Annotated in this window: 20 protein-coding genes; 11 read left to right on the top strand and 9 right to left on the bottom strand. The window is 67.6% G+C overall.

Features of this window, described 5'->3' with window-relative positions; genetic code table 11:
- Positions 1-39: 39 nt before the first annotated feature.
- Positions 40-621, bottom strand: coding sequence for a winged helix-turn-helix domain-containing protein (locus tag SNA_RS02175; protein ID WP_030064470.1), 582 nt, complete (start codon positions 619-621; stop codon positions 40-42).
- 115 nt (positions 622-736) lie between these two features.
- Between SNA_RS02175 and def the strand changes: the two genes are divergently transcribed.
- Positions 737-1399, top strand: a complete 663-nt coding sequence (gene def / locus SNA_RS02180) for a peptide deformylase (protein WP_030064469.1) — start codon at positions 737-739, stop codon at positions 1397-1399.
- Between the two features lie 16 nt (positions 1400-1415).
- Here the strand turns inward: def and dnaB are convergent, their stop codons facing one another.
- Positions 1416-3866 carry a replicative DNA helicase gene (gene dnaB / locus SNA_RS02185; RefSeq protein WP_044362820.1) on the bottom strand — a complete coding sequence of 817 codons (2451 nt, stop codon included), beginning with the start codon at positions 3864-3866 and terminating at the stop codon, positions 1416-1418.
- Between the two features lie 466 nt (positions 3867-4332).
- On the opposite strand from dnaB, the gene SNA_RS02190 reads away from it, so the two are divergent.
- Together SNA_RS02190 and SNA_RS02195 are read left to right on the top strand one after the other, a co-directional pair.
- On the top strand, positions 4333-5670 hold the full coding sequence (locus tag SNA_RS02190; RefSeq protein WP_030064467.1) for an MATE family efflux transporter: 1338 nt from the start codon (positions 4333-4335) through the stop codon (positions 5668-5670).
- Positions 5671-5709: 39 nt separating this feature from the next.
- Positions 5710-6576 (top strand): trypsin-like serine peptidase, encoded by an 867-nt coding sequence (locus SNA_RS02195; RefSeq protein WP_044362822.1) that lies wholly within the window; start codon positions 5710-5712, stop codon positions 6574-6576.
- A gap of 173 nt (positions 6577-6749) precedes the next feature.
- Here the strand turns inward: SNA_RS02195 and rplI are convergent, their stop codons facing one another.
- The 4 genes from rplI to rpsF form a co-directional block, all read right to left on the bottom strand.
- Positions 6750-7196, bottom strand: a complete 447-nt coding sequence (rplI, locus tag SNA_RS02200; RefSeq protein WP_030064466.1) for a 50S ribosomal protein L9 — start codon at positions 7194-7196, stop codon at positions 6750-6752.
- Between the two features lie 18 nt (positions 7197-7214).
- Positions 7215-7451, bottom strand: coding sequence for a 30S ribosomal protein S18 (rpsR, locus tag SNA_RS02205; protein WP_003978893.1), 237 nt, complete (start codon positions 7449-7451; stop codon positions 7215-7217).
- A 127-nt stretch (positions 7452-7578) separates the two neighbouring features.
- On the bottom strand, positions 7579-8169 hold the full coding sequence (locus SNA_RS02210; protein ID WP_044362836.1) for a single-stranded DNA-binding protein: 591 nt from the start codon (positions 8167-8169) through the stop codon (positions 7579-7581).
- Positions 8170-8251: 82 nt separating this feature from the next.
- A complete protein-coding gene (rpsF, locus tag SNA_RS02215; protein WP_003978891.1) occupies positions 8252-8542 on the bottom strand; it encodes a 30S ribosomal protein S6 in 291 nt (96 codons plus the stop codon).
- Between the two features lie 230 nt (positions 8543-8772).
- On the opposite strand from rpsF, the gene SNA_RS02220 reads away from it, so the two are divergent.
- The 3 genes from SNA_RS02220 (at position 8773) to SNA_RS02230 (ending at position 11459) form a co-directional block, all read left to right on the top strand.
- Entirely contained in the window at positions 8773-9090 is a 318-nt protein-coding gene (locus tag SNA_RS02220) for a hypothetical protein (protein WP_030064464.1), read from the top strand.
- Positions 9091-9228: 138 nt separating this feature from the next.
- Entirely contained in the window at positions 9229-10350 is a 1122-nt protein-coding gene (locus tag SNA_RS02225; RefSeq protein WP_030064463.1) for a lipid II:glycine glycyltransferase FemX, read from the top strand.
- A gap of 77 nt (positions 10351-10427) precedes the next feature.
- Positions 10428-11459: an alanine racemase gene (locus SNA_RS02230; protein ID WP_030064462.1), complete on the top strand. Its 1032-nt coding sequence runs from the start codon at positions 10428-10430 to the stop codon at positions 11457-11459.
- A gap of 76 nt (positions 11460-11535) precedes the next feature.
- Here SNA_RS02230 and SNA_RS02235 read toward each other — a convergent pair whose 3' ends face one another.
- Positions 11536-13026 (bottom strand): glycosyltransferase family 87 protein, encoded by a 1491-nt coding sequence (locus tag SNA_RS02235; protein WP_030064461.1) that lies wholly within the window; start codon positions 13024-13026, stop codon positions 11536-11538.
- Positions 13027-13156: 130 nt separating this feature from the next.
- On the bottom strand, positions 13157-15814 hold the full coding sequence (locus tag SNA_RS02240; RefSeq protein ID WP_030064460.1) for a transglycosylase domain-containing protein: 2658 nt from the start codon (positions 15812-15814) through the stop codon (positions 13157-13159).
- 361 nt (positions 15815-16175) lie between these two features.
- Here SNA_RS02240 and SNA_RS02245 point away from each other — a divergent pair, with 361 nt between their 5' ends.
- The 3 genes from SNA_RS02245 (at position 16176) to SNA_RS02255 (ending at position 19338) form a co-directional block, all read left to right on the top strand.
- Complete coding sequence (locus tag SNA_RS02245) at positions 16176-16850, top strand: PadR family transcriptional regulator (protein WP_030064459.1); 675 nt, start codon at positions 16176-16178, stop codon at positions 16848-16850.
- 47 nt (positions 16851-16897) lie between these two features.
- The gene (locus SNA_RS02250) at positions 16898-17980 is read left to right on the top strand and encodes an inositol-3-phosphate synthase (protein WP_030064458.1); all 1083 of its coding nucleotides are present in this window, start codon (positions 16898-16900) and stop codon (positions 17978-17980) included.
- Between the two features lie 77 nt (positions 17981-18057).
- The gene (locus SNA_RS02255; RefSeq protein ID WP_030064457.1) at positions 18058-19338 is read left to right on the top strand and encodes an MFS transporter; all 1281 of its coding nucleotides are present in this window, start codon (positions 18058-18060) and stop codon (positions 19336-19338) included.
- A 132-nt stretch (positions 19339-19470) separates the two neighbouring features.
- Here SNA_RS02255 and SNA_RS02260 read toward each other — a convergent pair whose 3' ends face one another.
- Complete coding sequence (locus SNA_RS02260) at positions 19471-20946, bottom strand: CCA tRNA nucleotidyltransferase (RefSeq protein WP_030064456.1); 1476 nt, start codon at positions 20944-20946, stop codon at positions 19471-19473.
- Positions 20947-21128: 182 nt separating this feature from the next.
- On the opposite strand from SNA_RS02260, the gene SNA_RS02265 reads away from it, so the two are divergent.
- Complete coding sequence (locus SNA_RS02265) at positions 21129-23441, top strand: DUF6049 family protein (protein ID WP_030064455.1); 2313 nt, start codon at positions 21129-21131, stop codon at positions 23439-23441.
- A gap of 46 nt (positions 23442-23487) precedes the next feature.
- Complete coding sequence (gene murJ, locus SNA_RS02270) at positions 23488-25716, top strand: murein biosynthesis integral membrane protein MurJ (RefSeq protein WP_030064454.1); 2229 nt, start codon at positions 23488-23490, stop codon at positions 25714-25716.
- Positions 25717-25790: the final 74 nt, after the last annotated feature.

Below are 25790 nucleotides of genomic sequence, written 5' to 3' on the forward strand. Positions count from 1 at the left end.
ACGTGCCCTCAATCGAGCGCCGAAACGACTGACGGGCACTCAGTCCTGGCCTTCGTCGCCGGCTGTATGGGGAAGCAAGGGAAACAGTCGGGTGATGAGGGCCACCGGTAGCGCGCCGTCGGGCCGGGCCAGGGGACGTTGTTCGCGGTCCCGGTAGGGCGCGAGCGCCCGTCGGATCACATCCGCGACCCCGCTCATCTCATCAGGCGTCAGATAGGCGACAGCGCTGAAGGCTTCGTCGTGCCTCCATTCGGACGGTGCTTCACCTCGCTGGGTCAGCCATCGCTGCCAGCTTTCGTCCTCCAGCCCACGGGCCAAGTCGCCGAACTGCTCCTCCGCGGGCCCGTCGGCAGCGGGGGTGTGCTGCTTCAGCCGCCAGGGGCGTGCGCGGCCCCCGCTGTGCGGGGCCTCTTCGATGTATCCGTGACGTGCGAGCTGCCGTAGATGAAAGGAGCAGAGACCAGAGCTGTAGCCCAGCCGGGAAGCGGCTTCGGTCGCCGTGACGGCGCCGACTTCGGCGAGCAGGTCCAGCAGGGCTGTGCGGACTTCATGCTCGCGCAATTTCTCGCCGGTGCCGGCTGCCCGGTCATCATCCCTCGCGTTGAGGTCATCTACAGTCACTTTGCAAAGTCTGCTACTTTGCAAAGCTCTTGGCAAGCAGTGGTGCCGGCTGACACATCAGCCGCGGTGACCTCCGTGGCATCTGTGGCGTACATACGCAAAAGGGGAGACAGCTGTGTCTGTTCATCGCGAACGGTCCCGTCCCATCGACCGGCGAGTCCGTGTGCAGGGCCGCCCCGTCGACTCGTATCCGGCTTTGCCACCGGAGGCGGAACGGGGGTCGGTTCGCAGGGTCACGGTGGTGGGTGAGGAGGTGCTGAGCCGTCCGTGCCGGGAGGTGACCGAGTTCGGAAGTCCGGAGTTGTCGGCGTTGATCGACGACATGTTCCTGACCATGTACGTGGCCGACGGTGCGGGCCTGGCTGCCAATCAGGTTGGCGTTGACCTGCGGCTGTTCGTCTATGACTGCCCGGACGACGAGGGGATCCGGCACGTCGGCCACATCATCAACCCGGTTCTGGACCTGCCCGATCCAGGCAATCGGCGACTCATTGACGACGTCGAGGGCTGCCTGTCCGTGCCCGGTGCCGCCATGGCGGTCCCCCGCACCGATCGCGCCGTCGTCCGCGGATCCGACCGGGATGGCAGACCGCTCGTCATCGAGGGCACGGGTTACTTCGCCCGGTGTCTTCAGCACGAGACCGATCACCTCGTCGGCCACACCTATCTCGACCGGCTCTCCAAGCGGGACCGCAAGGACGCATTGCGGCAGATGGACGACCACCGTGAGGACGTCTTCGCGCAACGCGCGGTCAAGGCAGCCGGTTTGGGCCGGTGAGACGCGGCGGTTCCGCTCACGTCTGCGCCATGTCCACAAACCGCGAATAGTGCCCCTGGAACGCCACGGTGATCGTCGCCGTGGGACCGTTACGGTGCTTCGCCACGATCAGGTCGGCCTCGCCCGCGCGTGGGGACTCCTTCTCGTAGGCGTCCTCGCGGTGCAGCAGGATGACCATGTCCGCGTCCTGCTCGATCGATCCGGATTCGCGCAGGTCGGAGACCATCGGCTTCTTGTCCGTACGCTGCTCGGGGCCACGGTTGAGCTGGGAGAGCGCGATGACCGGGAGCTCCAGCTCCTTCGCCAGCAGCTTGAGGTTACGGGACATGTCCGAGACCTCCTGCTGACGGCTCTCGGCCCGTTTGGAGCCGCCGGACTGCATCAGCTGGAGATAGTCGATGACGACCAGCTTCAGATCGTTGCGCTGTTTGAGCCGACGGCACTTGGCGCGGATCTCCATCATCGAGAGGTTCGGTGAGTCGTCGATGTACAACGGCGCGGCCGAGACATCCGGCATCCGGCGCGCCAGTCTCGTCCAGTCCTCGTCCGTCATGCTCCCGGACCGCATGTGATGCAGCGCCACCCGCGCCTCGGCGGACAGCAGTCGCATCGCGATCTCGTTGCGACCCATTTCCAGCGAGAAGATCACGCTGGGGAGGTTGCTCTTGATCGAGGCGGCGCGGGCGAAGTCGAGGGCGAGGGTCGAGTTGTGGGTGGGGACCATCGACGTCGTAGCCAGGTACAGGTGATCCGGGTTGTCCACCTGGACGCAGCGGACCGGGACGCTCTCGATCTCCCGGACGGCGGTGATGAAGCGACGCGTGGGGTTCTCGGGACGGTTGTCCTCTGTGTGCCCGGGCCGTTTCCGCTCCGGTCCGAAGACGTCGTCGGGCGGGGTGAAGGTGAGGACGTAGGCGGTGGAGGGCTCGTCGGCGCGCCCGTCGGCCGGGTTGACGACTGCCTCGGTACGCATGCCACAGCGCCGGCCGAGGCCCACCACCAGCTCGTGAATTCCTTCGGCCAGAGCCTCGTTGGTGGCCATGAACTGCACCGATCCGCTCGCGGTGACCGTGCCGCCGGCGTCCAGCAGACCCTTGAGGAGCTCCGTCCGCTGGGGAACGGAGCCGCGCAGATACTCCTGGGGGATGTGCTTGTTCTCCAGGAGGCCCATCGGCTCCACGTCCGCCGGGGCGAGCCCCGCCGCCTCGCCGTGCCCCCCGGCCGCGGTGCGCCCCGCAGTCTCGCCGTGGCCGTCGGTGCCGAGCCATACGCCAAGTGCATACGGCGCCACCGGCAGCTCCCGATGCGGGAGTTCGAGCGGGGCTGCGTTCTCCACGCTGTGGTTCGGGCGGTCGTCTGCCGTCGGGCAGTGCAGCGTCGCGGCGATTTCCTTGGTCGTTCTGACCGAAGCGAGGGTGCGCGGGCCGTGGCCGTCGCCCGCTGCGGCGGCCCGGGCCACCGGACGAGAGGCCCGGGTGTCGGTGAGCCACTGGTGATCCGCGTCGGCGATGACGGTGGTGCCGTCGTCGAACGTCATCTCGTAGCAGGGCCGCCCCGTCATCACCTCGGTGGCAGCCACCACACGCGTCGGCCTCCCCGCGGCATCGAGCAGCGAGTCACCGGGCCGTACCTCGCCCATGGTGGTCCAGCCCGTAGGGGTGGGCAGCGGGGTGTCGAGCGCGAGGGCCTTACCCATGGCGGGACGCGCCGCGATCACGATCATCTGGCCCGGGTGCAGGCCGTTGGTGAGGGAATCGAGGTCGGTGAAGCCGGTGGGCACGCCCGTCATCTGGCCCTGGCGCGAGCCGATCGCCTCGATCTCGTCGAGAGCGCCTTCCATGATGTCGCCGAGCGGCAGATAGTCCTCGCTGGTCCGCTGCTCGGTGACGGCGTAGATCTCCGCCTGGGCGCTGTTGACGATCTCGTCGACGTCGCCGTCCGCCGCGTATCCCATCTGCGTGATGCGGGTGCCGGCCTCGACGAGCCGGCGCAGCACAGCGCGCTCGTGGACGATCTCGGCGTAGTACTCGGCGTTGGCGGCCGTCGGGACGGACTGGACGAGGGTGTGCAGATACGAGGCGCCGCCGACCCGGCCGATCTCGCCGCGCTTGGTCAGCTCCGCGGCGATGGTGATCGGATCGGCCGGCTCGCCCTTGGCGTAGAGATCGAGAATCGCCTGGAAGACCAGCTCATGGGCCGGGCGGTAGAAGTCCTCGCCCTTGAGGACCTCGACGACATCGGCGATGGCGTCCTTGGACAGCAGCATGCCGCCGAGCACCGACTGCTCCGCGTCCAGATCCTGCGGGGGGACCCGCTCGAAGCCGCCCGACCAGGAGCCGCCGTCGTCGTCGCGGGCGGGGCGGTCGCCTCGGCCGCGGCCCTTGCCTTCGCCTTGGCGGGAGCGGGGGGCCGGCAGCCGGTCGCCGGGACCGGAGTCCGCCCAAGGGTCGTCCATGGGCTCGGGCATGCTCACCCCGGCACCTCCTCCCGTCCGCGACGCGGACCTTGCTGTGCGCTTCTTTCTTACGGCACAGCTCTGACAATCGAGACGCCCGACTCCTGGTTACGGCGCGTCGAGTTCGGACGTTGTCTCAGGCCGGAAACGGGCGGCGGGCGCCGGACCACGGTAGGCCCGCGGGCACCGTCCGCCAATCTGGTTATCCACAGGCTGTGTGGATGACGGGCCTCCAGCTGTGGAGAAGTCCCGCGATCCTGTGCACGAGCCGGGGGAAACCATTGTGGACAAGCACACAATCAGGCCGCCCGTAAGCCCCTGACCTGCAACTTCCTCATCCATAGGCTGTGGGGGAGAAAAACTTCCGTGACCTGTTCAAGATCACGGCAAACCTCGCGGCCACGAGGGCTCCACACAGCGGAAAGTAAGGATCACTGTACGGTTGCATCTCTTACCTGTGGAAGATTAGATTGCCCGCATGACACTGGCTCCCGCGACGCCACGGCACGCCCTCCGCCGCCATGACCGCGAGATCGTCGCACTGGCCCTGCCCGCCTTCGGCTCACTCGTCGCGGAACCGCTCTTCGTCATGGTCGACAGCGCCGTCGTCGGCCACCTCGGCACCCCCCAGCTGGCCGGCCTCGGTGTCGCCGCCGCACTGCTGACCACCGCCGTCTCCGTCTTCGTCTTTCTCGCCTATGCCACCACCGCAGCGGTCGCCCGCCGGGTCGGCGCCGGGGATCTCTCCGGCGCCATCCGTCAGGGCATGGACGGTATCTGGCTCGCCCTCCTCCTCGGCGCCGCGGTCATCGCGGCCGTACTGCCCGGCGCCCCGTGGCTCGTCGACGCCTTCGGCGCATCCGGTACCGCCGCCCCGTACGCCACCACCTACCTTCGCATCAGTGCGCTCGGCATCCCCGCGATGCTCGTCGTCCTGGCCGCCACCGGCGTACTGCGCGGCCTCCAGGACACCAGGACTCCGCTGTACGTCGCCATCGGCGGCTTCTCCGCCAATGCCGCTCTCAACGCCGGCCTGGTCTACGGCGCCGGCCTCGGCATCGCCGGCTCCGCCTGGGGCACCGTCATCGCCCAGGGCGCCATGGCCGCCGCCTACCTCTCCGTCGTCATCCGCGGCGCCCGGCGCAACGGCGCCTCCCTGCGCCCCGACGCTGCGGGGATACGCGCCTGTGCACAGGCCGGCGTCCCACTGCTGGTGCGTACCCTCTCGCTGCGCGCGGTGCTGATGATCGCCACCGCGGTCGCCGCCCGGCTCGGCGACGCCGAGATCGCCGCCCATCAGATCGTGCTCACGCTCTGGCAGCTGCTGGCTTTCGCCCTGGACGCGATAGCCATAGCCGGCCAGGCCATCATCGGGCGCTATCTCGGTGCGGGCGACCGCGACGGCGCCCGGGCCGCCTGCCGCCGCATGGTCCAGTGGGGCCTGGCTTCCGGACTGGTCCTCGGGGTACTGGTCGCGCTCGCCCGTCCGCTGTTCATTCCCCTGTTCACCACCGACCCCTCGGTCCATCGCCCCCTGATGGATACGCTCCTGGTCATCGCGGTCACCCAGCCGGTCTCCGGCATCGTCTTCATCCTCGACGGCGTCCTGATGGGCGCGGGCGACGGCCGGTACCTCGCCGGGGCGATGGTGGTGACGCTCGCTCTGTTCGCGCCGGTGGCGCTGGCCGTCCCCGCTCTCAACGGCGGTCTGGTGGCGCTGTGGTGGGCGATGGCCCTGATGATGACCGTGCGTATGCTGACACTCTGGCTGCGCAGCCGCTCGGGCCGGTGGATTGTGACCGGAGCCTCCCGCTGAACTGTCCCGTAACCGCGAGTGGCTGTCGATAATGGCCCTGTGCGCGCGCTCGCCAGGAAATCCGTCCTGCCTCTGACGTTCATCGTCCTCGTGGCAGCCGCTGTGGTGGGCTACGCCACGGAAGAAGCCGATACCCATACCCCCACGGTCGGCCGCAGCAGTTTCGGCAAGTCCGGTGAGCCGGGCGAAGACCCCCGCGACCAGGACCCGGCCGCAACGGCACCGGCCGATGACGGCAATGCCTACACCCCGCGCAGAACCGAGCAGAACGCCCGGGTCGGCGCGGTCTTCGAAAAGAACGACCACGGCGCCCACTTCTGCACCGCGAGCGTCGTCCAGAGCCCGGGCCGCAACATGCTGATCACCGCGGCACACTGCGCCTACGACGCCGACGCCGGAACCACGGTCAACGACCTGGTCTTCGCCCCCGACTACCGCGACGGCGATGGACCCACCGGCCTGTGGAAGGTCAAGAAGGTGGTCGTGGACGACCGTTGGGCCAAGTCGCAGGACGAGGACCTCGATGTCGCCTTCCTGATCCTCGACAAGAAGAACGGCAAGCAGATCCAGGACGTGCTGGGCGGCAACACCCTGGGTATCGACCGCGGCTACGACAACGAGGTCAAGATCACCGGGTATCCCACCAGCCGCGAGACCCCCATTTCCTGCCAGAACCGCACCACGAAGTTCAGCGACACCCAAATGCGCATCCAGTGCACCGACTTCGAGGGCGGCACCAGCGGCAGCCCCTGGCTGGCCGACTACGACCCCACCAGCCACACCGGCACGGTCATCGGCGTCCTGGGCGGCCACGAGGGCGGCGGTGACGAGGACGATGTCTCCTACGCCGCATACTTCGACGACGATGTCGCCGACCTGTACAAGCAGGCGCAGGACGTGGACTGACCGCTCACGACGTGCACGGATGCGCGGCCATGCACTGAGTCCGGGCCCTCGGGCGAGGTCCGGCATCGGCTGGGGTGCCGCATATCGGCCGGGCTCCGTCCGAGGGCACCCCGGAAAGCGCTGAAGGGCCGTACCCCTGCGAGGGGGTACGGCCCTTCAGCGTGGTGCTGCGATTACGCGGCGACGACCTCGACGCCGAGCTTCGCAACGACGTCGGCGTGCAGACGCACGGACACCTGGTGCGCGCCCAGGGTCTTGATCGGCGAACCGAGCTCGACACGACGCTTGTCGACGTCCGGACCACCGGCAGCCTTGATCGCCGAGGCGACGTCGGCCGGGGTGACGGAACCGAACAGGCGGCCCGCGTCGCCGGCGCGGACGGCCAGCTTCACGTTGACGCCCTCGAGCTGGCCCTTGACCTCGTTGGCCTGCTCGATCGTGGCGATCTCGCGGATCTTGCGACCGCGGCGGATCTGCTCGACGTCCTTCTCGCCACCCTTGGTCCAGCGGATCGCGAAACCACGCGGGACCAGGTAGTTACGGGCGTACCCGTCCTTGACGTCAACAACGTCGCCGGCGGTGCCGAGGCCGGAGACCTCGTGGGTGAGGATGATCTTCATCTGTCGGTCACCCTTCCCTTATCGCGCGGTGGACGTGTAGGGCAGCAGCGCCATCTCACGGCTGTTCTTCACGGCCGTGGCGACGTCACGCTGGTGCTGAGTGCAGTTGCCGGTGACTCGGCGGGCACGGATCTTGCCGCGGTCGGAGATGAACTTCCGCAGCAGGTTCGTGTCCTTGTAGTCGACGTAGGAGATCTTCTCCTTGCAGAACACGCAAACCTTCTTCTTAGGCTTGCGAGCAGGCGGCTTCGCCATTGTCTCTCTCCAGTGAGTTCAAGAAGTGTGTGCTGACGCCCTCAAGGCCCCCGGCCGCTCCCGGCGATGTTTCACGTGAAACATCGTGTTTCACGTGAAACATGGCGGAAGAACTGGCTGTATGGACCTAGAAGGGCGGCTCGTCCGAGTAGCCGCCGCCGGAGCCGCCGCCCCAGCCACCGCCGCCGCCACCCTGCTGGCCGCCGCCGGCAGGAGCACCCGTGGCCCACGGGTCGTCGGCGGGAGTACCGCCGCCGCCCTGCTGACCGCCGCCGGGGCCGCCGCCCCAGCCGCCGCCACCCTGGCCACCGCCCTGCTGGCCGCCGCCGAAGCCGCCGCCCTGGCCACCGCGACCGCTGGTCTTGGTGATCTTGGCCGTGGCGTTCTTCAGGCTCGCGCCCACTTCCTCGACGTCGAGCTCGTAGACCGTGCGCTTCACGCCCTCGCGGTCCTCGTAGGACCGCTGCTTGAGGCGGCCCTGCACGACCACGCGGGTACCCCGCGTCAGGGACTCGGCGACGTTCTCCGCCGCCTGGCGCCACACCGAGCAGGTCAGGAACAGGCTCTCGCCGTCCTTCCACTCATTGGTCTGGCGGTCGAAGGTACGGGGAGTGGACGCGACGCGGAACTTCGCGACCGCCGCACCGGACGGGGTGAAGCGCAGCTCGGGGTCGTCGACAAGATTGCCGACAACCGTGATGACGGTCTCGCCTGCCATTAGGGGAACCTCTCGGCGGGTGTGCTGCTGGCTGCTGGTGTTGCTGCTACTCGAACCCGGATACCGCTGGACGCTTGCGCGCTCAGTGGGTCTCGGGACGGAGGACCTTGGTCCGGAGGACCGACTCGTTCAGGTTCATCTGACGGTCGAGCTCCTTGACGACCGCAGGCTCGGCCTGCAGGTCGATGACCGAGTAGATGCCCTCGGGCTTCTTGTTGATCTCGTACGAGAGACGACGACGGCCCCAGGTGTCGACCTTCTCGACCTTTCCGTTGCCCTCACGGACGACGGAGAGGAAGTTCTCGATCAGCGGGGAGACAGCGCGCTCCTCGAGATCGGGGTCGAGGATGACCATCACCTCGTAGTGACGCATGTAGAACCCACCTCCTTTGGACTCAGCGGCCACGGTCGTTCCGTGGCAGGAGGGTCATGATGCGTTCCGCACCGGGTCCGGCCGGAGTATCCGGACAGACATGGGCGCAGACTGTACAGAGTACCTGCCTCCGGCCTTCCGGTTGAAATCCGAGCGGCACACCCCTCAACCTGGAACACAACGGGTGTGAGCGGCGTTACAGTGCGCCGCCCTGTCATCGGAGGTGCCGCATGGCACAGGCAGTAAGGACCCAGCGCAGCCTGATCTCGCTGCTCAACAGCGACGGTGAGGCGCATCCCGTCGAGAACACTCTCGCCATCGTGACCCTCGTCCTCGGCGCGATCGCCGCCCTCACCACCTTTTCCCCGAGCCTGCACCTGGTCAGCTCCTGGGCGGGCCTGGTGGGAATCGGCACCGGACTGTGGGGCCAGTTCATCTCGTCGACGACGGGTGAACGCTTCCTGTTGATCATCGGGCTCGGGGCGGCGGCCTTCGGCTTCTACCTCGGCCTGGCCCATGGCGGCCTCTACGGCGGCGTCATCGGTTAGCCCAGCTCAGTAACTGGATCAGGCCGTACGGCGCCCGTGGCCGTACGGCCCAGTCGGGGCGCTCCCCGGTCACAGTAGGCTTCGGCGCGAGAGCCGGAGCCCTGACAATGGGGACACACCAGCCGAGGAGCGCCCCGCATGAGCCTGACCCTGAGGACCATCAGTCGAGAGCAGCATCTGGCATACATCCAGAGCCTGCCCGCGGCCAGCCACATGCAGGTTCCTGCCTGGGCCGACGTCAAGGCCGAATGGCGTGCGGAAAGCCTGGGCTGGTTCGACGCGGCCGGTGAGCTGGTCGGCGCCGGCCTCGTTCTCTACCGCCAGGTGCCCCGGGTCAAGCGCTACCTCGCCTACCTCCCCGAGGGCCCGGTCATCAACTGGTACGCACCGAATCTTCAGGACTGGCTGCAGCCGATGCTCGCGCACCTCAAGCAGCAGGGTGCCTTCACCGTGAAGATGGGCCCGCCGGTGATCATCCGGCGCTGGGACGCCGCGGCGATCAAGTCGGGCATCCAGAACCAGGACGTCAAGCGTCTGCGGGACGTCGAGGCCACGCACATCGAGCCGCGCGCCTTCGAGGTCGCCGACCAGCTGCGCCGGATGGGCTGGCAGCAGGGTGAGGACGGCGGTGCCGGCTTCGCCGATGTCCAGCCCCGCTATGTCTTCCAGGTGCCGCTCGCCGAGCGCAGCCTGGAGGAGGTCCACAAGGGCTTCAACCAGCTGTGGCGCCGCAACATCAAGAAGGCCGAGAAGGCCGGCGTCGAGGTCGTCGAGGGCGGCTACGACGACCTTGCCGAATGGCAGCGGCTGTACGAGATCACCGCGGAGCGCGACCGCTTCCGGCCGCGGCCGCTCGGCTACTTCCAGCGTATGTGGACGGCCCTCAACACCGAGGACCCCAACCGCATGCGCCTGTACTTCGCGCGGCACGACGGCGTGAACCTCTCCGCCGCCACCATGCTGGTCGTCGGCGGTCACGTCTGGTACTCCTACGGTGCCTCCGACAACATCGGCCGTGAGGTCCGTCCCTCCAACGCGATGCAGTGGCGGATGCTGCAGGACGCCTACAAGCTCGGCGCCTCGGTCTACGACCTTCGCGGCATCAGCGACTCCCTGGACGAGAACGACCATCTCTTCGGCCTGATCCAGTTCAAGGTCGGCACCGGTGGGCAGGCGGCGGAGTACCTCGGCGAGTGGGACTTCCCGCTCAACAAGCTGATGCAGAAGGCGTTCGACTTCTATATGACGCACCGCGGATAGCCTGCGCACGGCCGACAGCTCCACCGCACCGTTCGTACCCTGATTCACCCAGCTACGAGAAAGGTCCCGGGCCCGGCATGGCGCTCACTCTTTACGTCGACACCGCGCGCTGGCGGGCACACCAGCAGAGCGTGCTCCAGCAGTTCCCCGGGCTCGTCCCGGTCTGCAAAGGCAACGGTTACGGCTTCGGTCATGAGCGTCTGGCGGAGGAGGCCACCCGCCTCGGGTCCGACATCCTCGCGGTCGGTACGACCTATGAAGCGGCCCGCATCAAGGACTTCTTCAGCGGCGATCTGCTCGTCCTGACCCCGTTCCGGCACGGCGAGGAGCCGGTGCCGCTGCCGGACCGGGCGATCCGTTCGGTCTCCTCGGTCGAGGGGGTGGGCGGCCTGGTCGGTGCCCGGGTCGTCATCGAGGTCATGAGCAGCATGAAGCGGCACGGCGTCAAGGCAGAGGACCTGCCGAAGCTGGCCGCGGCCATCGAGGACGTCCGGCTCGAAGGGTTTGCGATCCACCTGCCGCTGGACCGCACCGACGGGTCCGACGCGGTCGAGGAGGTCATCGGCTGGATGGACCGGCTGCGCGCCGCCCGCCTCCCGCTGCACACCATGTTCGTGAGCCACCTCAAGGCCCAGGACCTCGCCCGGCTCCAGCAGCAGTTCCCGCAGACCCACTTCCGTGCCCGGATCGGCACGCGGCTGTGGCTCGGCGACCACGAGGCCACGGAGTACCGCGGCGCGGTACTCGACGTGACCCGGATCGCCAAGGGGGAGCGTTTTGGATACCGGCAGCAGAAGGCGACCTCCGACGGCTACTTGGTCGTGGTCGCAGGCGGCACCTCGCACGGCGTCGGTCTGGAGTCCCCCAAGGCGCTGCACGGTGTGATGCCCCGGGCCAAGGGCGTGGCACGGGCCGGCCTGGCCACCGTCAACCGCAATCTGTCGCCGTATGTATGGGGCGGTAAGCAGCGCTGGTTCGCCGAACCGCCGCATATGCAGGTGTCCATCCTCTTCGTGCCGGGGGATGCCCCCGAGCCCCAGGTCGGCGAGGAACTGGTGGCTCACCTGCGGCACACCACCACCCAGTACGACCGCCTCGTGGACCGCTGATCCCGCCTCTGTCACGCCAAGGGCCCGGTGCCGCAGACCTGCTCTGCGGCACCGGGCCCCGCGTATATCCGTCGGCTCACTTCCGTACCGCACCCCAGCGCACCATCGGCGCCCCTTCGAAGTGCGCCGCATGCCGTGGCGAAGTGGCTGCCTGGCCGAGCACGAACACATCGGTTGCCCGGTCCAGGACACCGCCGGAGGGATCATCGTCCCCGTCCCTGCGCACCACATCGCGCTCCGGCATCAGGATGTCCCGTACGACCACCGCGCACAGGTAGAGCGTGCCGAGCAGGTGCAGCACGATCGCGAGCTGATAGCCCTCGGGCGGCAGACCCTGATGCTTCTCACCGTCGCTGGTGTAGGCGAGGTACATCCAGATCCCCAGGTAGTACATGACCTCGCAGCCCTGCCAGATCAGGAAGTCCCGCCAGCGCGGACGGGCCAGCACGGCGAGCGGGATCAGCCACAGGACGTACTGCGGTGAGTAGACCTTGTTGGTGAGGATGAACAGCGCCACGACGAGAAAGGCGAGCTGCGCGAAGCGTGGCCGGCGCGGCGCGTAGAGGGTCAGCAGCCCGATGACGCCACAGCCGACGATCATCAGCAGCGTGGCGTAGACATTCGCGTTCTCCAGGGGATTCCCGGTGCGCTGCGAGATCAGCAGCCACAGCGAACCGAAGTCGACCGGCCGTTCCTGGCTGAAGGTGTAGAACTTCGCCCAGCCTTCCCGGATATGGAATCCCGTCGCATCGTGCGCGATCATGACCGGCAGATTCACCACGAGCCAGGCCGCCACGGCACCGCTCAGGGCCCTGCCGTACGCCCGCCAGGCTCCGGCGCGCCAGCAAAGCACCAGGAGCGGCCCCAGCAACAGCACGGGGTACAGCTTCGCCGCGGTCGCCAGGCCGATCAGGACTCCGGCCGTCAGAGGGCGGCTGCGCGACCACATCAGCATCCCCGCGGCCGTCAGGGCGACCGCGAGCAGGTCCCAGTTGATGGTGGCGGTGAGCGCGAAGGCCGGTGCCAGGGCAACCAGCAGACCGTCCCAGGGACGGCGGCGATGGGTGCGGGCCACGCAGACCGCCATGACGGCGGCGCACGCCATCAGCATCCCGGCATTGACCAGCCAGTAGATCTGCTCACTGGATACGCGGTCCTGGATCGTCTCCGGGTGCGGCGTCATCCATGAGGCGACCTCCATGAAGAGCCCGGTCAGTACGGGGTACTCGAGATACTCCATGTCGCCGGGCAGCCGCTGGAAATACGGGATGAGTCCATCGGCGAAACCCCGTCCCACGTAGAGATGGGGGATGTCGGAGTAACAAGCGTGGGCGTACTGTGCCGTGGCCCCGAAGAACCATCCGCCGTTGTAGCAGGGCAGCTTCTGCACCATCCCGAGCGCGAACATCCCGATGGCGACCAGCGCGATGAGGCGAACCGGCGTCAGCCAGCTCGTTCCGAGCAGCGCCCGTCGGCCGATCGGGCCTCCGATCAGCTCGCTCCCGGCGGCCGCTACCTCATCCCGCTTCGTCGGCCGTACAGGCTCATCCCGTCCCACGCTCGTCATGGCCCCATCCTGCCGTACGGCCCTTGGCCGAATGGGGCGAAGCCCCCGCCCGGTCATCCCGGGTCGGGGGCTTCGCGGATCCATGTTTCACGTGAAACATGGACCGTGTTTCACGTGAAACACGGGGCGATCATTTCTTCCGTCCCCCACCGGGACCACCGAAGAGGCCGCCGCCGCTGGGATCGGGCGTCGGACTGCCTGTATCGCCTCCGGTGGCACCGCCGGGTCCGCCGGTGGTGCCGCCGGTACTCGTACCACCGCTGCTGCACCCGATGTCCCACTTGGAGCAGGTGTCGCTCGGGCTCGGGCTCGGCGAGCCGCTGGGGGAAGCCGAGTCACTGGGCGTCGCGGACGGGGAGTCCGACGGCTGCTGCGACGGCGTGGGGGTCGGCGTCGGGGAGGGCATTCCGGGCTCGTCCACTTCGGTGCCGATGGGCACAGGAGTCGGGAACGTCTGGGGCGTGACACCGTTCATCGCCTGCAACATGTACTCGGTCCATACCTCGGTGGGCAGCGCACCACCGTGGATCGAGTCGAAACCGCCTACGCCGTTCATGGACAGCTGACGCGGATTCTGAGCGTCCTCGCGGAACATCGTGATGGCCGTGGACAGCTGCCTGGTGTAGCCGACGAACCATGCCGACTTGTTCTGGTCAGTGGTACCGGTCTTGCCCGCGGCCGGCATCGGCAGACGGCTGGCTTGCTTACCCGTACCGTTCTTGACCACGTTCTGCAGCACGCTGGTCACGTTGTCGGCGATCGCAGGGGACATCGCCAGCTGCGGCTTCGGCCTGTCGAAACCAGCCTTGTCCTCGCCCCTGAACTTCAGCTCGGACACCGAGTACGGCTCGAACTGCGTCCCCGAGTTGGCGAAGGTCGCATAGGCGTCCGCCATCCGGATCGCGCTCGGCGTGGAGGTTCCCAGCGCGAAGGACGGGTTGAGGTGCTTGTCGAAGCTCTCCTCCGAGATACCCGCCCGGTGCGCCATGTCCTTGACGTTGGCCATGCCGACATCCATGGCGAGCTGGACGAACGGGGTATTGACGGACTGCTCCATCGCCTTGGTCAACGAGATGTAGCCCCAGCGGTGGGCACTCTCGTTCTCCTGATAGAACGGGGAATTATCCCGCTTCAGGACGAATGTCCCATCTGCCTTCTTCACCTTGAGATGGTCATTTCCGTCGTAACGGCTGTCCTGTGAGATCGGCTGATAGTTACTGTGGCTGGTGCCGCCCTTCATCGCTGCGGCCAGCACAAACGGCTTCCACGTCGAGCCGACCGGCACGCCGTAGGTGTCGGCGTTGTTGCTGAAGTGCCCCTTGTCATAACCCTCGCCGCCATAGAGCGCAACGATCTTGCCGTCTCCCGGCACCACGGAAGCACCACCGAACTGGACGTACTTGTCCTTGCTCCGCTTCTTCGGGTCGATGTACCGCTTGTCGACCTTCTTCACCGCGGCCGCGAGTTCGGCCGTCTTCTTCCTGTCGAAGGTCGTATGGATGGTGTAGCCACCCTTGTCGAACCGTGCCTCGCTCATATCGGCGGCATGCCTCAGCACGTACTTCTTCGCCGTGTCCATCAAGTAGCCGATCTGCCCGCCCTTACTGGCAACCGGCTTCGGCTGCTTGGGCATCGGGAACCCGTGCTTCAGGTACTTGTCGTGATCCGCTTTGGACAGGTGATGGTTGGCGACCATACGACCGAGGATCCAGGCCCACCGCGCCTCGGCACGCTGGGTGTTCTGCTGCCGGGTGGCGTTCGGGCCCACTCCGCCTGCCGGGTCGTACAGGTTGGCGCCCTTGAGCACGGCGGCCAGGAAGGCGCTCTCGTACGGTTGGAGCTTGCTTGCATCCTTGTCGTAGTACGCCTGGGCCGCCGCCTGGATGCCGTAGGCGCCGCGACCGTAGTAGCTGGTGTTCAGATACCCCTGAAGGATCTTGTCCTTGTCCACCTGCCAGCCGACCTTGATCGAGATGAACAGCTCCTTGAACTTTCGATCAATGGTCTGCTCCTGGCTCAGCATGGCGTTCTTGACGTACTGCTGAGTGATGGTCGACCCGCCCTGGGTCTCACCACCCCTGGCCATGTTGAACAGGGCACGGGCGATGCCCATGGGGTCGACACCCGAGTCAGTACGGAATGACGCGTTCTCCGCGGAGATCACCGCATCCTGCATGGACTTGGGGATCTCATTTATGGTGATGTTCTGGCGGTTTGTCTCACCATCGCGCGCCATGACCGAGCCATCGGACCAGAGATAAACGTTGTTCTGGGCCTTGGCCGCATTATTTTCGTCGGGAACGGTCACCACTGCGAGCGCGACGCCGGCCGCCCCGACGATCAGGCCGGCGAAGCCGACGCAGATGCTCGCCACCTGCTTCCAGGACGGCACGAAGCGGCGCCATCCGCTGCGGTTGGCACGCGGGTAGTTGATCCAGCGCTTCTTGCCGGGCCTTCCGTTGCCCGGGCCGCGCCCTCGACCTCCCTCGGGACCTTTTCCGCCACCACCGCGACGACCTCCGCCACCACGGCCGCCGGAGCCACCGCCGGCCTCCATCTCCGCGGGGTCGGCCGACCGTCGTCGGCCGCCGCGCTGCGCGGCACGTCGGGCCTCGGCGCGTCCGCCGTACGGCCGCTCCTGACCATGCGGGTTCGAGGTGGGCGGAGGACCGGCAGCGGAGTCCCGTGAGGGCGCGCCACGGCGCCCCGATGACTGCTGCGCGGCACGTCGGGCCGCGGCACGTCCGCCACCCTGCGGCTGTGGCGGTTTGCGACGGTGCTCGCTCATGGAACGATTACTCCTCGGGCAGGCGCACTTTCTCGTCGCCTGAAGGCGGCAGTTGTCTTCAGGTCCCCCCGATGCACGGCCCGCTCCTGCGGTGCGGGCCGCATTACACCGAGGACGGGGACGCCAGTTATCGGCCCACGGTTCCCGGCAGTCTGCATGGCGCACAGACTACGCATGGCCAAAACCTGCCCAGCGTTGAAATTCACTCCAAATCAGTCAGGTTGGCTAGAGCGATTTGGTGATGTGATGCCGTTCACCGTGCCCCCGCTTGTTCCACACGGGGCACCGTTCTATCGTCTGGATGTATCGAGTCGATACATCAGCACGAGATAAAGAACGCGCCAGACCAAGGAGGCGGAGGGTGAGCAGACGTTCCGGCATCCTCGAGTTCGCCGTCCTCGGTCTGCTTCGTGAGTCTCCGATGCACGGCTATGAGCTGCGAAAACGGCTCAACACCTCGCTCGGGGTCTTCCGTGCGTTCAGCTACGGCACCCTCTACCCCTGCCTCAAGGCACTGGTCGCGAACGGCTGGCTCGTCGAGGAGACGGGCGATGCCACGGAGGGCGTGCCCGCTGCGGCACTGACGGGGCGCCGGGCGAAAATCGTCTACCGATTGACCGCAGCGGGCAAAGAGCACTTCGAGGAACTGCTCGCCCACTCCGGACCGGATGCATGGGAGGACGAGCACTTCGGCGTCCGCTTCGCATTCTTCGGTCAGACGTCGCGGGACGTTCGGATGCGCGTGCTGGAAGGCCGCCGCAGCCGGCTGGAGGAACGCCTCGAGAAGATGCGCACCTCCCTGGCCAGGACCCGTGAGCGGCTGGACGACTACACCCTCGAACTGCAGCGCCACGGCATGGAATCCGTGGAACGCGAAGTCCGTTGGTTGAACGAGCTCATCGAGAGTGAGCGCACCGGGCGCGATCAGCGCGCACCGGATCCCGCAGCGCAGGACAAGAAGTCAGAAGATGCGGACGGCCTGCCCCGGCACCGGGGTGGTTCCCGGCCGGATCCGTCCGATGACACCACCACATGAGGCCCTGCGGTGCCAGGTCCTCATCGAGAACACAGGGAGCAACCGGAATGGGTTCGGTTCGCGTAGCCATCGTCGGCGTGGGCAACTGCGCCGCCTCGCTGGTACAGGGCGTCGAGTACTACAAGGACGCCGACCCGAAGAGCCGCGTGCCCGGCCTCATGCACGTGCAGTTCGGGGACTACCACGTGCGTGACATCGAGTTCGTGGCGGCCTTCGATGTCGACGCCAAGAAGGTCGGCCTCGACCTCTCGGACGCCATCGGCGCCAGCGAGAACAACACCATCAAGATCTGCGATGTGCCGAACGCCGGCGTGACGGTCCAGCGCGGTCACACCCTCGACGGTCTGGGCAAGTACTACCGCCAGACCATCGAGGAGTCCGCCGAGGCCCCGGTCGACATCGTCCAGGTCCTCAAGGACAAGCAGGTCGACGTTCTGGTCTGCTACCTCCCTGTCGGCTCCGAGGACGCCGCCAAGTACTACGCCCAGTGCGCCATCGACGCCAAGGTCGCGTTCGTCAACGCCCTCCCGGTCTTCATCGCCGGTACCAAGGAGTGGGCGGACAAGTTCACCGAGGCCGGCGTCCCGATCGTCGGTGACGACATCAAGTCGCAGGTCGGCGCGACCATCACGCACCGTGTGATGGCCAAGCTCTTCGAGGACCGGGGCGTCGTCCTGGACCGCACGATGCAGCTGAACGTCGGCGGCAACATGGACTTCAAGAACATGCTCGAACGTGACCGGCTGGAGTCCAAGAAGATCTCCAAGACGCAGGCCGTCACCTCCCAGATCAGGGACCGCGAGCTGGGCGAGGACAACGTCCACATCGGCCCGTCCGACTATGTGGCCTGGCTGGACGACCGCAAGTGGGCCTACGTCCGCCTCGAGGGCCGCGCCTTCGGTGACGTCCCGCTGAACCTGGAGTACAAGCTCGAGGTCTGGGACTCCCCGAACTCCGCCGGTGTCATCATCGACGCCCTGCGCGCCGCGAAGATCGCGAAGGACCGGGGCATCGGTGGCCCGATCCTCTCCGCGTCCTCGTACTTCATGAAGTCGCCGCCGGTGCAGTACTTCGACGACGAGGCACGCGAGAACGTCGAGAAGTTCATCCGGGGCGAGGACGAGCGCTAAGACGTTCGCCGCACCCTCCTTTGCAGGCCCCTGGGAATTCCCCCCGGGGGCCTGCGGGCTGTGTGAGGCTGTGCGCCATGCATGCAGTGCGGGATCTCCGCGTGTTACTCCGGCTCCGCGACTTTCGGTCCCTTCTTGCCGTGCGGCTGCTGTCCCAAGCCGCCGACGGCGCCTTCCAGGTCGCACTCGCCACATATGTCGTCTTCTCCCCCGAGAAGCAGACGTCGCCCGAGGCCATCGCGTCTGCCCTGGCCGTCTTGCTGCTGCCCTACTCCCTTCTCGGGCCGTTCACCGGAGTACTGCTCGACCGCTGGCGCCGCCGCCAGGTCCTGCTGTACGGAAATCTGCTGCGCACCCTGCTCGCCGCAGCGACCGCCGCGCTGATCGTCGCCCATGTGCCCGACTGGCTCTTCTACGTCTCGGCCCTCTCCGTGATGGCCGTGAACCGCTTTGTTCTGGCCGGCATTTCGGCCTCGTTGCCTCGTGTGGTCGACGGTGAACAGCAGCTGGTGATGGCCAACTCCATTGCCCCCACTGCCGGAACACTGGCCGCAACGGCCGGCGGGGGGCTCGCATTCGCCGTCCGGCTCGCAGGCTCGCAGGTGGATGCGTTCGTGGTACTGCTTGCCTCGGCGCTCTATTTCTGGTCCGCACTCACCGCCCTGCGGATGACACCCGAATTGCTCGGACCCGATCCTTCCCGGCTCCAACCTCACGTGCGGGAAGCCTTGTTGAGCACCGTGCGCGGACTGGTGGAGGGGCTGCGTCATCTCCGGGAGCGGCGCACACCGGCGCACGCCCTGGCGGCAATGACCTTGATCCGCTTCTGCTACGGAGCTCTGACAGTCACGGTTCTGATGCTGTGCCGCTATTCCTGGGCCACCACCGAATCTCATGGCCTGGCTCTGCTCGGGATCACCCTCCTGGTGTCCGGAGTGGGCTTTTTCGCAGCCGCCCTCGTCACTCCCTGGATGGTGGAGCGGCTCGGCCCGTTCGGATGGATCGCCGGCTGCGCCGCCATGGGAGCCGTGCTCATACCAAGCCTCGGGCTGTTCTTCGCCCCCGAGCCAATGCTGACTGCCGCCTTCCTGCTCGGCCTCACCACACAGGGAACCAAGATCTCCACGGACACCGTGGTGCAGTCCTCGGTGGATGACGCCTTCCGCGGCCGGGTCTTCGCCATCTACGACGTGCTGTTCAACGTTGCCTTCGTCGGCGCGGCTGCGGTCGCGGCGCTCATGCTGCCCCCCAGCGGACGGTCCGTGGTGCTGCTTGTGGTGGTGACCGTTCTCTATGCGCTCGTCGCCGCAGCACTGGCTCGCTCCGGGTGGCGATCGGCGCTGCGCCGCCGCCGATAAGGGGCCCACGCCGCGGGCTCCGCATCGGCGGCACACCTACCGGTGCCGAACGGGGCGATGTTTCACGTGAAACATCGCCCCATGTTTCACGTGAAACATTGCGGCGTCTCCGCTGATGTTTCACGTGAAACATCAGCTCTGAGCGGCCCACCACTCCTTCAGAGCGGCAACCGCCGCCTCACGGTCCATGGGTCCGCGCTCCAGCCTGAGCTCCAGCATCTGCTTGTAGGCATTGCCGACCTCCGGGCCGGGAGCGATCCCCAGGATCTGCATGATCTCGTTACCGTCCAGGTCCGGACGGATCGCCTCCAGCTCTTCCTGCTCCTGAAGCCGCGCGATGCGCTCCTCCAGTCCGTCGTATGCACGCGACAGGGCGTTGGCCTTGCGCTTGTTACGGGTGGTGCAGTCCGACCGCGTCAGCTTGTGCAGTCGCTTCAGCTGCGGTCCGGCGTCCCGTACGTAGCGGCGCACCGCCGAGTCCGTCCACTCGCCCGTCCCGTATCCGTGGAAACGGAGATGCAACTCCACCAGACGCGAGACGTCCTTGATCATGTCGTTGGAGTACTTCAGCGCCGTCATGCGCTTCTTGGTCATCTTTGCCCCCACCACCTCGTGGTGGTGGAAGGAGACCCGGCCGTCCGACTCGAAACGCCGTGTCTTGGGCTTGCCGATGTCATGCAGCAGGGCCGCCAGCCGCAGCACCAGATCCGGCCCGTCTTCCTCAAGGTCGATGGCCTGCTCCAGGACGGTCAGCGAGTGCTCATAGACGTCCTTGTGACGGTGATGCTCGTCACTCTCCAGCTGCAGCGCGGGCAGCTCGGGCAGCACCCGGTCCGCCAGCCCCGAATCGACGAGCAGCCGCAGCCCCTTGCGCGGGTACGGGCCCAGGATCAGCTTGTTCAGCTCGTCGCGTACGCGCTCCGCGGAGACGATCTCGATCCGCTCCGACATCGCCTTCATCGCGGCCACCACCTCGGGGGCGACCTCGAAGTCCAGCTGAGCGGCGAAGCGCGCCGCGCGCATCATCCGCAGGGGGTCGTCGGAGAACGACTCCTCCGGCGTCCCCGGCGTCCTCAGAACACGGGCCGCCAGGTCCTCCAGCCCGTTGTGCGGGTCGACGAACTCCTTCTGCGGCAGCAGCACCGCCATGGCGTTCACCGTGAAGTCGCGGCGGACCAGGTCGTCCTCAATGGAGTCGCCGTAGGACACCTCAGGCTTGCGCGAGGTGCGGTCGTACGCCTCGGAGCGGTAGGTGGTGATCTCGATGTCGAACGAGCCCTTCTTGCAGCCGACCGTGCCAAAGGCGATGCCGACCTCCCACAGCGCATCCGCCCACGGCCGGACGATCTTCAGGATGTCCTCGGGGCGGGCATCGGTGGTGAAGTCCAGATCGTTACCGAGCCTGCCGAGCAGCGCATCCCGTACCGAACCGCCGACCAGGGCGAGGGTGAACCCGGACTCCTGGAATCGGCGGGCCAGGTCGTCCGCAACGGGGGAGACCCGCAGCAGCTCGCTCACGGCACGGCGCTGGACGTGGTTCAGCGCGTTCGTCGACTGCGGCGTCTGCTCGGCCGGCGGGGCGGGGAAGTCATTGTTGGCGTTCGGCACAACAGAACAGGGTACGTGGCCGCGCTGGAGGAAGCGTCACCTTAATAAGGGGACGCGATATCAGGCCGTTACCCCGGCGATCATGTGGAGCACTCCCCGGCACTACGACACAGCGGGCCTCGTTACCATTCGTGGACGCACATTCCGACGACCACTGACGACGACGAGGGACGGGCGAGCGCGTGGCCGAGGCGGCAGGGTTCCAGGGGACTGAACGGCCGCGCGGCCGATGGCTGCGCAGGACCGTGGCACTGGTCACCGGAACACCCCTGCTCGCGGGGCTGCTCATGACGCCTCAGGCCCCCTCCGCCCAGGCCGCTCCGTCGGGCTCCCGTGCGGTCGATGTCACCATCGAGTCGATGACGCCGTCCGCTCCCACAAAGACGGACACCGTCACGGTCTCCGGAACGCTGACCAACGACGGCAACAGCACGGTTACCGAGGCGCACGTCGGCCTGCACCGTGGCTCATCTCTCAGCGGCCGCAGCTCCCTCGACGCCGCGTCCCAGCGCGGTGGATATGTGCCGGGGGTCGACGGGCCGGAGGTCAAGGGCCACAAGGAGAAGCTCGACAGGCTGGATCCCGGGGCCAGTCGTCCCTTCTCACTCAGTGTGCCGGTGAAGGACCTCGACCTGGGCGATGACGGTGTGTATCAGATCGGTGTCTCGGTGTCAGGGCGTACCCAGGCCGCGCCTTACGACCGGGTCCTGGGCATCGACCGGACCTTCCTGCCGTGGCAGAACGGAGACGCCGGCAAGAAGACGCAGCTCACCTACCTGTGGCCGCTGATCTCGTCCACCCAGCTCACCGCCGAGACCGACGCCGCGCAGACGCCGGTCTTCCGCAATGACGACCTCGCCGCGCAGCTCGCGCCCGGCGGCCGGCTGCAGCAGATGGTGGCGCTGGCCAAGAACCTGCCGGTGACCTTTGTCATCGATCCCGACCTGCTCGCCAGCGTCGACGCGATGACCAGGACGTACAAGGTCGGCGGCCCGGACGGCCCCTTGGGCACGAACCAGGCCGTCGCCAAGCAGTGGCTGAACGATCTGCAGAAGGTGGCCAACACCCACGAGGTCGTCGCGCTGCCGTTCGCCGACCCCGACCTCGCCTCGCTCGCCCACCACGGCAAGAGCGTCCCCAGCGCACTGAGCCACCTCGGCCCGGCCACCGACCTCGCCGCCAAGACCGTGGACACGGTGCTGGGCGTCACCCCGCGTACGGACTTCGCCTGGCCCGTAGACGGTGCCATCGACTCCTCCATCGTGGATGTCGCCACCTCGGCCGGTGCGCACAACGTCATCACCCGCAGCGACAGCCTGCGCGAGACCGGAGGGCTGCCCTACACCCCGACGGCGGCCCGGCCCATCGGCGGCGGCAACACCGCTGTCGTCGCGGACGCACGGCTCTCCCGGGCGTTCGAGGGCGATATGTCGAAGGCGGACAACGCCTCCCGGGCGGTCCAGCAGTTTCTCGCCCAGACCCAGATGATCAACCTCCAGGCCCCGGACCGGCAGCGCAGCATCGTCGTCGCACCGCAGCGCACGCCCTCGGCAGCCCAGGCCCACGCCATGGCCACCGCGCTTCGGGATCTGGAGGACTCGGGACGCTGGACGCAGCCGCTGGACCTCGGCGACGCCGCCGACGCCAAGCCCGACCCCACGGCAACCCGCGTCGTACCGAGCGCCGGCGCCTACCCCGGCTCGCTGCGCAGGGAAGAACTCCCCGCCGAAGCCTTCCGCAAAGTGCAGGAAACCCAGGCCGCGCTCGACGACTACCAGGTGATCCTGGCCCAGCCGGAGCGTGTGGTGCCCGCGTTCAGCACCGCGCTGATGCGGGAGACGTCGACCGAGTGGCGGGGCGACGCCACCGGTGCCAAGGCTTTCGGCAACTCCGTCCGCAGCTACCTCGACAGCCTGACCAAGAAGGTCCATCTGATCCAGAAGTCGGATGCGACACTTTCCGGGCGCAGCGCGACGATCCCGGTGACGGTGCAGAACAACCTGGTCCAGGGCGTCGAGGGCATGACGCTCAAGCTCACCTCGTCCCAGCCCAACCGGCTGGACGTGGGGGTGTCACAGCAGATCAAGGTGGATGGCGGGCACAGTCAGTCGTTCAAGTTCGACACCACGGCGAACGCCAACGGTCGTGCCTGGGTGACCGCCCAGCTCTACACGGCGGACGGAAAGCCCTACGGTGAGCCGATGACGTTCCAGGTGAACGTCACCGAGATCACCGCGACGGTGATGCTCGTCATCGCCGGCGGTGTGCTGCTGCTGGTCCTCGCGGGGGTACGGATCTACCTTCAGCGCAAGCGGATGGCCGCAGCGCCCGCCGAGGAGGGGCCCGACGGCGAAGGTCCGGACGGCGACGAAGGCACGGACGGCGACACCGGCGGCACGGACGGCAACGAGCCCGAGCAGCCGAGTGACCCCGCGCCGGACACCGGTTCGGAAAACACCGACCAGTCCGGCTCAGGTGAGAAAGTGGACCGTTGATAGATGGCGGGGCCGGATGGCCCGCGACGGATGAGATGGGGCAGCGATGAACGCGCCGTATGACGGTGACCGCAGCCGGGACGCCCATGGCGACCCCGCTGGGCCGGTCCCTGCGCCGCCCCAGGTGCCCGCAGCTCCCGGCCCGTACGCCCAGGACCCTCATGTCCGGGACGTCTACCGCAACGACCGGCCCCACACGCAGCACCCGACGGCGCCGGGCCCGGCCGTGGAGACGCCGTACGACCGCGCCGCGCACCCCCCGCCGCCTCCGGACGACGCCACGCAGCCGCTCCACCCTCAGCAGCCCGTCGCCCGGCACACCCCCGATCCACAGTTCTGGACCTCGCCTCCGCCGTCCGCGCAGGAGGCCCGCACCGGCGAGCTGCCGTATGACGACACCCCTACGCCGCAGTTCGTGGGCGTCGACGACCTGATCACCCACGCCTCCGACGAGCGTCCGGAGTCCGATGCCTTTGCGCATCTCTTCCGGGACCAGCAGCCGTACGAACCCCAGCACCCCGCAGCGGCTCCGGCCGTGCCCGCCGCGGCCGGGGGAGTGCCTGCGCCGGGACAGGAGCCCGTACCCCAGCAGCCCGCGGCGACACCGGAGCCCGCCCCCGAGGCGGCCGGCAAGCAGTCCGGCGGCAAGGCCTCAGGACTGCTGAAGTCCAGCGCCGTGATGGCCGCCGGCACGATGGTCTCCCGGCTCACCGGATTCATCCGCTCGGCACTGATCGTCGCGGCGCTCGGCGGCGCAGTCCTAGGCGACTCCTGGCAGGTGGCCTACCAGCTGCCGACGATGATCTACATCCTCACCATCGGTGGCGGCCTGAACTCCGTCTTCGTCCCGCAACTGGTCCGCGCGATGAAGGAGGACGACGACGGCGGCGAGGCGTACGCCAACCGCCTCCTCACCCTCGTGATGGTCCTGCTCGGGGGGCTGACCGTACTGGCCGTGGTCGCCGCGCCGCTGCTGGTGAAGCTGGTCTCCCTCGACATCTCCCGGGATCCGGCGGCCAACGAGGTGGCCGTCGCCTTCACCCGCTACTGCCTGCCGACGATCTTCTTCATGGGTCTGCACGTCGTCATGGGGCAGATCCTCAACGCCCGCGGCCGTTTCGGCGCGATGATGTGGACCCCGGTCCTCAACAACATCGTCATGATCGCCACCTTCGGCCTGTTCATCTGGGTCTACGGTTCGGCCAAGACGTCCCACATCGGCGTGACGACCATCCCCTCCGAGGGCATCCGGCTGCTGGGTATCGGCACCCTCCTCGGGCTCGTCGTCCAGGCCCTGGCGATGATCCCGTATCTGCGTGATGCCGACTTCAAGCTCCAGCTGCGCTTCGACTGGCGCGGCCAGGGCCTGGGCAAGGCCGCCAAGCTCGCCAAGTGGACGGTGCTGTTCGTTCTCGCCAACCAGGCGGGCGTCCTCGTCGTCACCCAGCTCTCCACCTGGGCCGGCAACACCGCCGCCCAGCAGGGCCACCCGGGCAACGGCTTCATCTCCTACGCCAGCGCCCAGCTGATCTGGAACATGCCGCAGGCGATCATCACCGTCTCCGTCATGGCGGCGCTGCTGCCGCGCCTGGCCCGCTCCGCACATGACGGTGACACCGGCGCCGTCCGCGACGACATGTCCCAGGGCCTGCGCACCTCCGCCGTCGCCATCGTCCCGATCGCGTTCGGCTTCCTCGCCCTCGGCGTCCCGCTGTGCACGCTGGTCTACGGCTCGTCCGGCGCCGGGGTCCCGATGGGCTACATGCTGATGGCCTTCGGTGTCGGGCTGATCCCGTTCTCGGTGCAGTACGTCGTCCTGCGCGCCTTCTACGCGTACGAGGACACCCGCACCCCCTTCTACAACACGGTGATCGTCGCCGCGGTCAACGCCGTCGCCTCCGCCCTCTGCTTCCTGGTCCTCCCCGCGCGCTGGGCGGTCATCGGCATGGCGGCCTCCTACGGCCTGGCGTACATCATCGGCGTCGGTGTGGCCTGGCGCCGCCTGAGCAAGCGGATGGGCGGCGACCTCGACACCGCCCATGTCGTGCGCACCTACGCGCGGCTGGCCGGTGCCAGCGTCCCGGCGACAGTGGTCTCCGGGGCCGTGGTCTACGGCATCATGCAGGCACTGGGCAGCGGGGTCACCGGCTCGCTCGCCGCCCTCGTCGGCGGCAGCGCCGCACTTCTGGCGGTCTTCTACACGGCCGCCCGCAAGATGCGGATCCAGGAGCTGAATGCCCTGGTCGGAATGGTCCGCGCCAAGCTCGGGCGCTGACCGGGTACAACCATCGACCGCCACCGTGTGTCGTGCATAGTGGCGGACTGTGGGCACAATTGTCGTGGCTCATT

It is taken from the genome of Streptomyces natalensis ATCC 27448, assembly GCF_000935125.1.
Lineage (GTDB): Bacteria > Actinomycetota > Actinomycetes > Streptomycetales > Streptomycetaceae > Streptomyces > Streptomyces natalensis.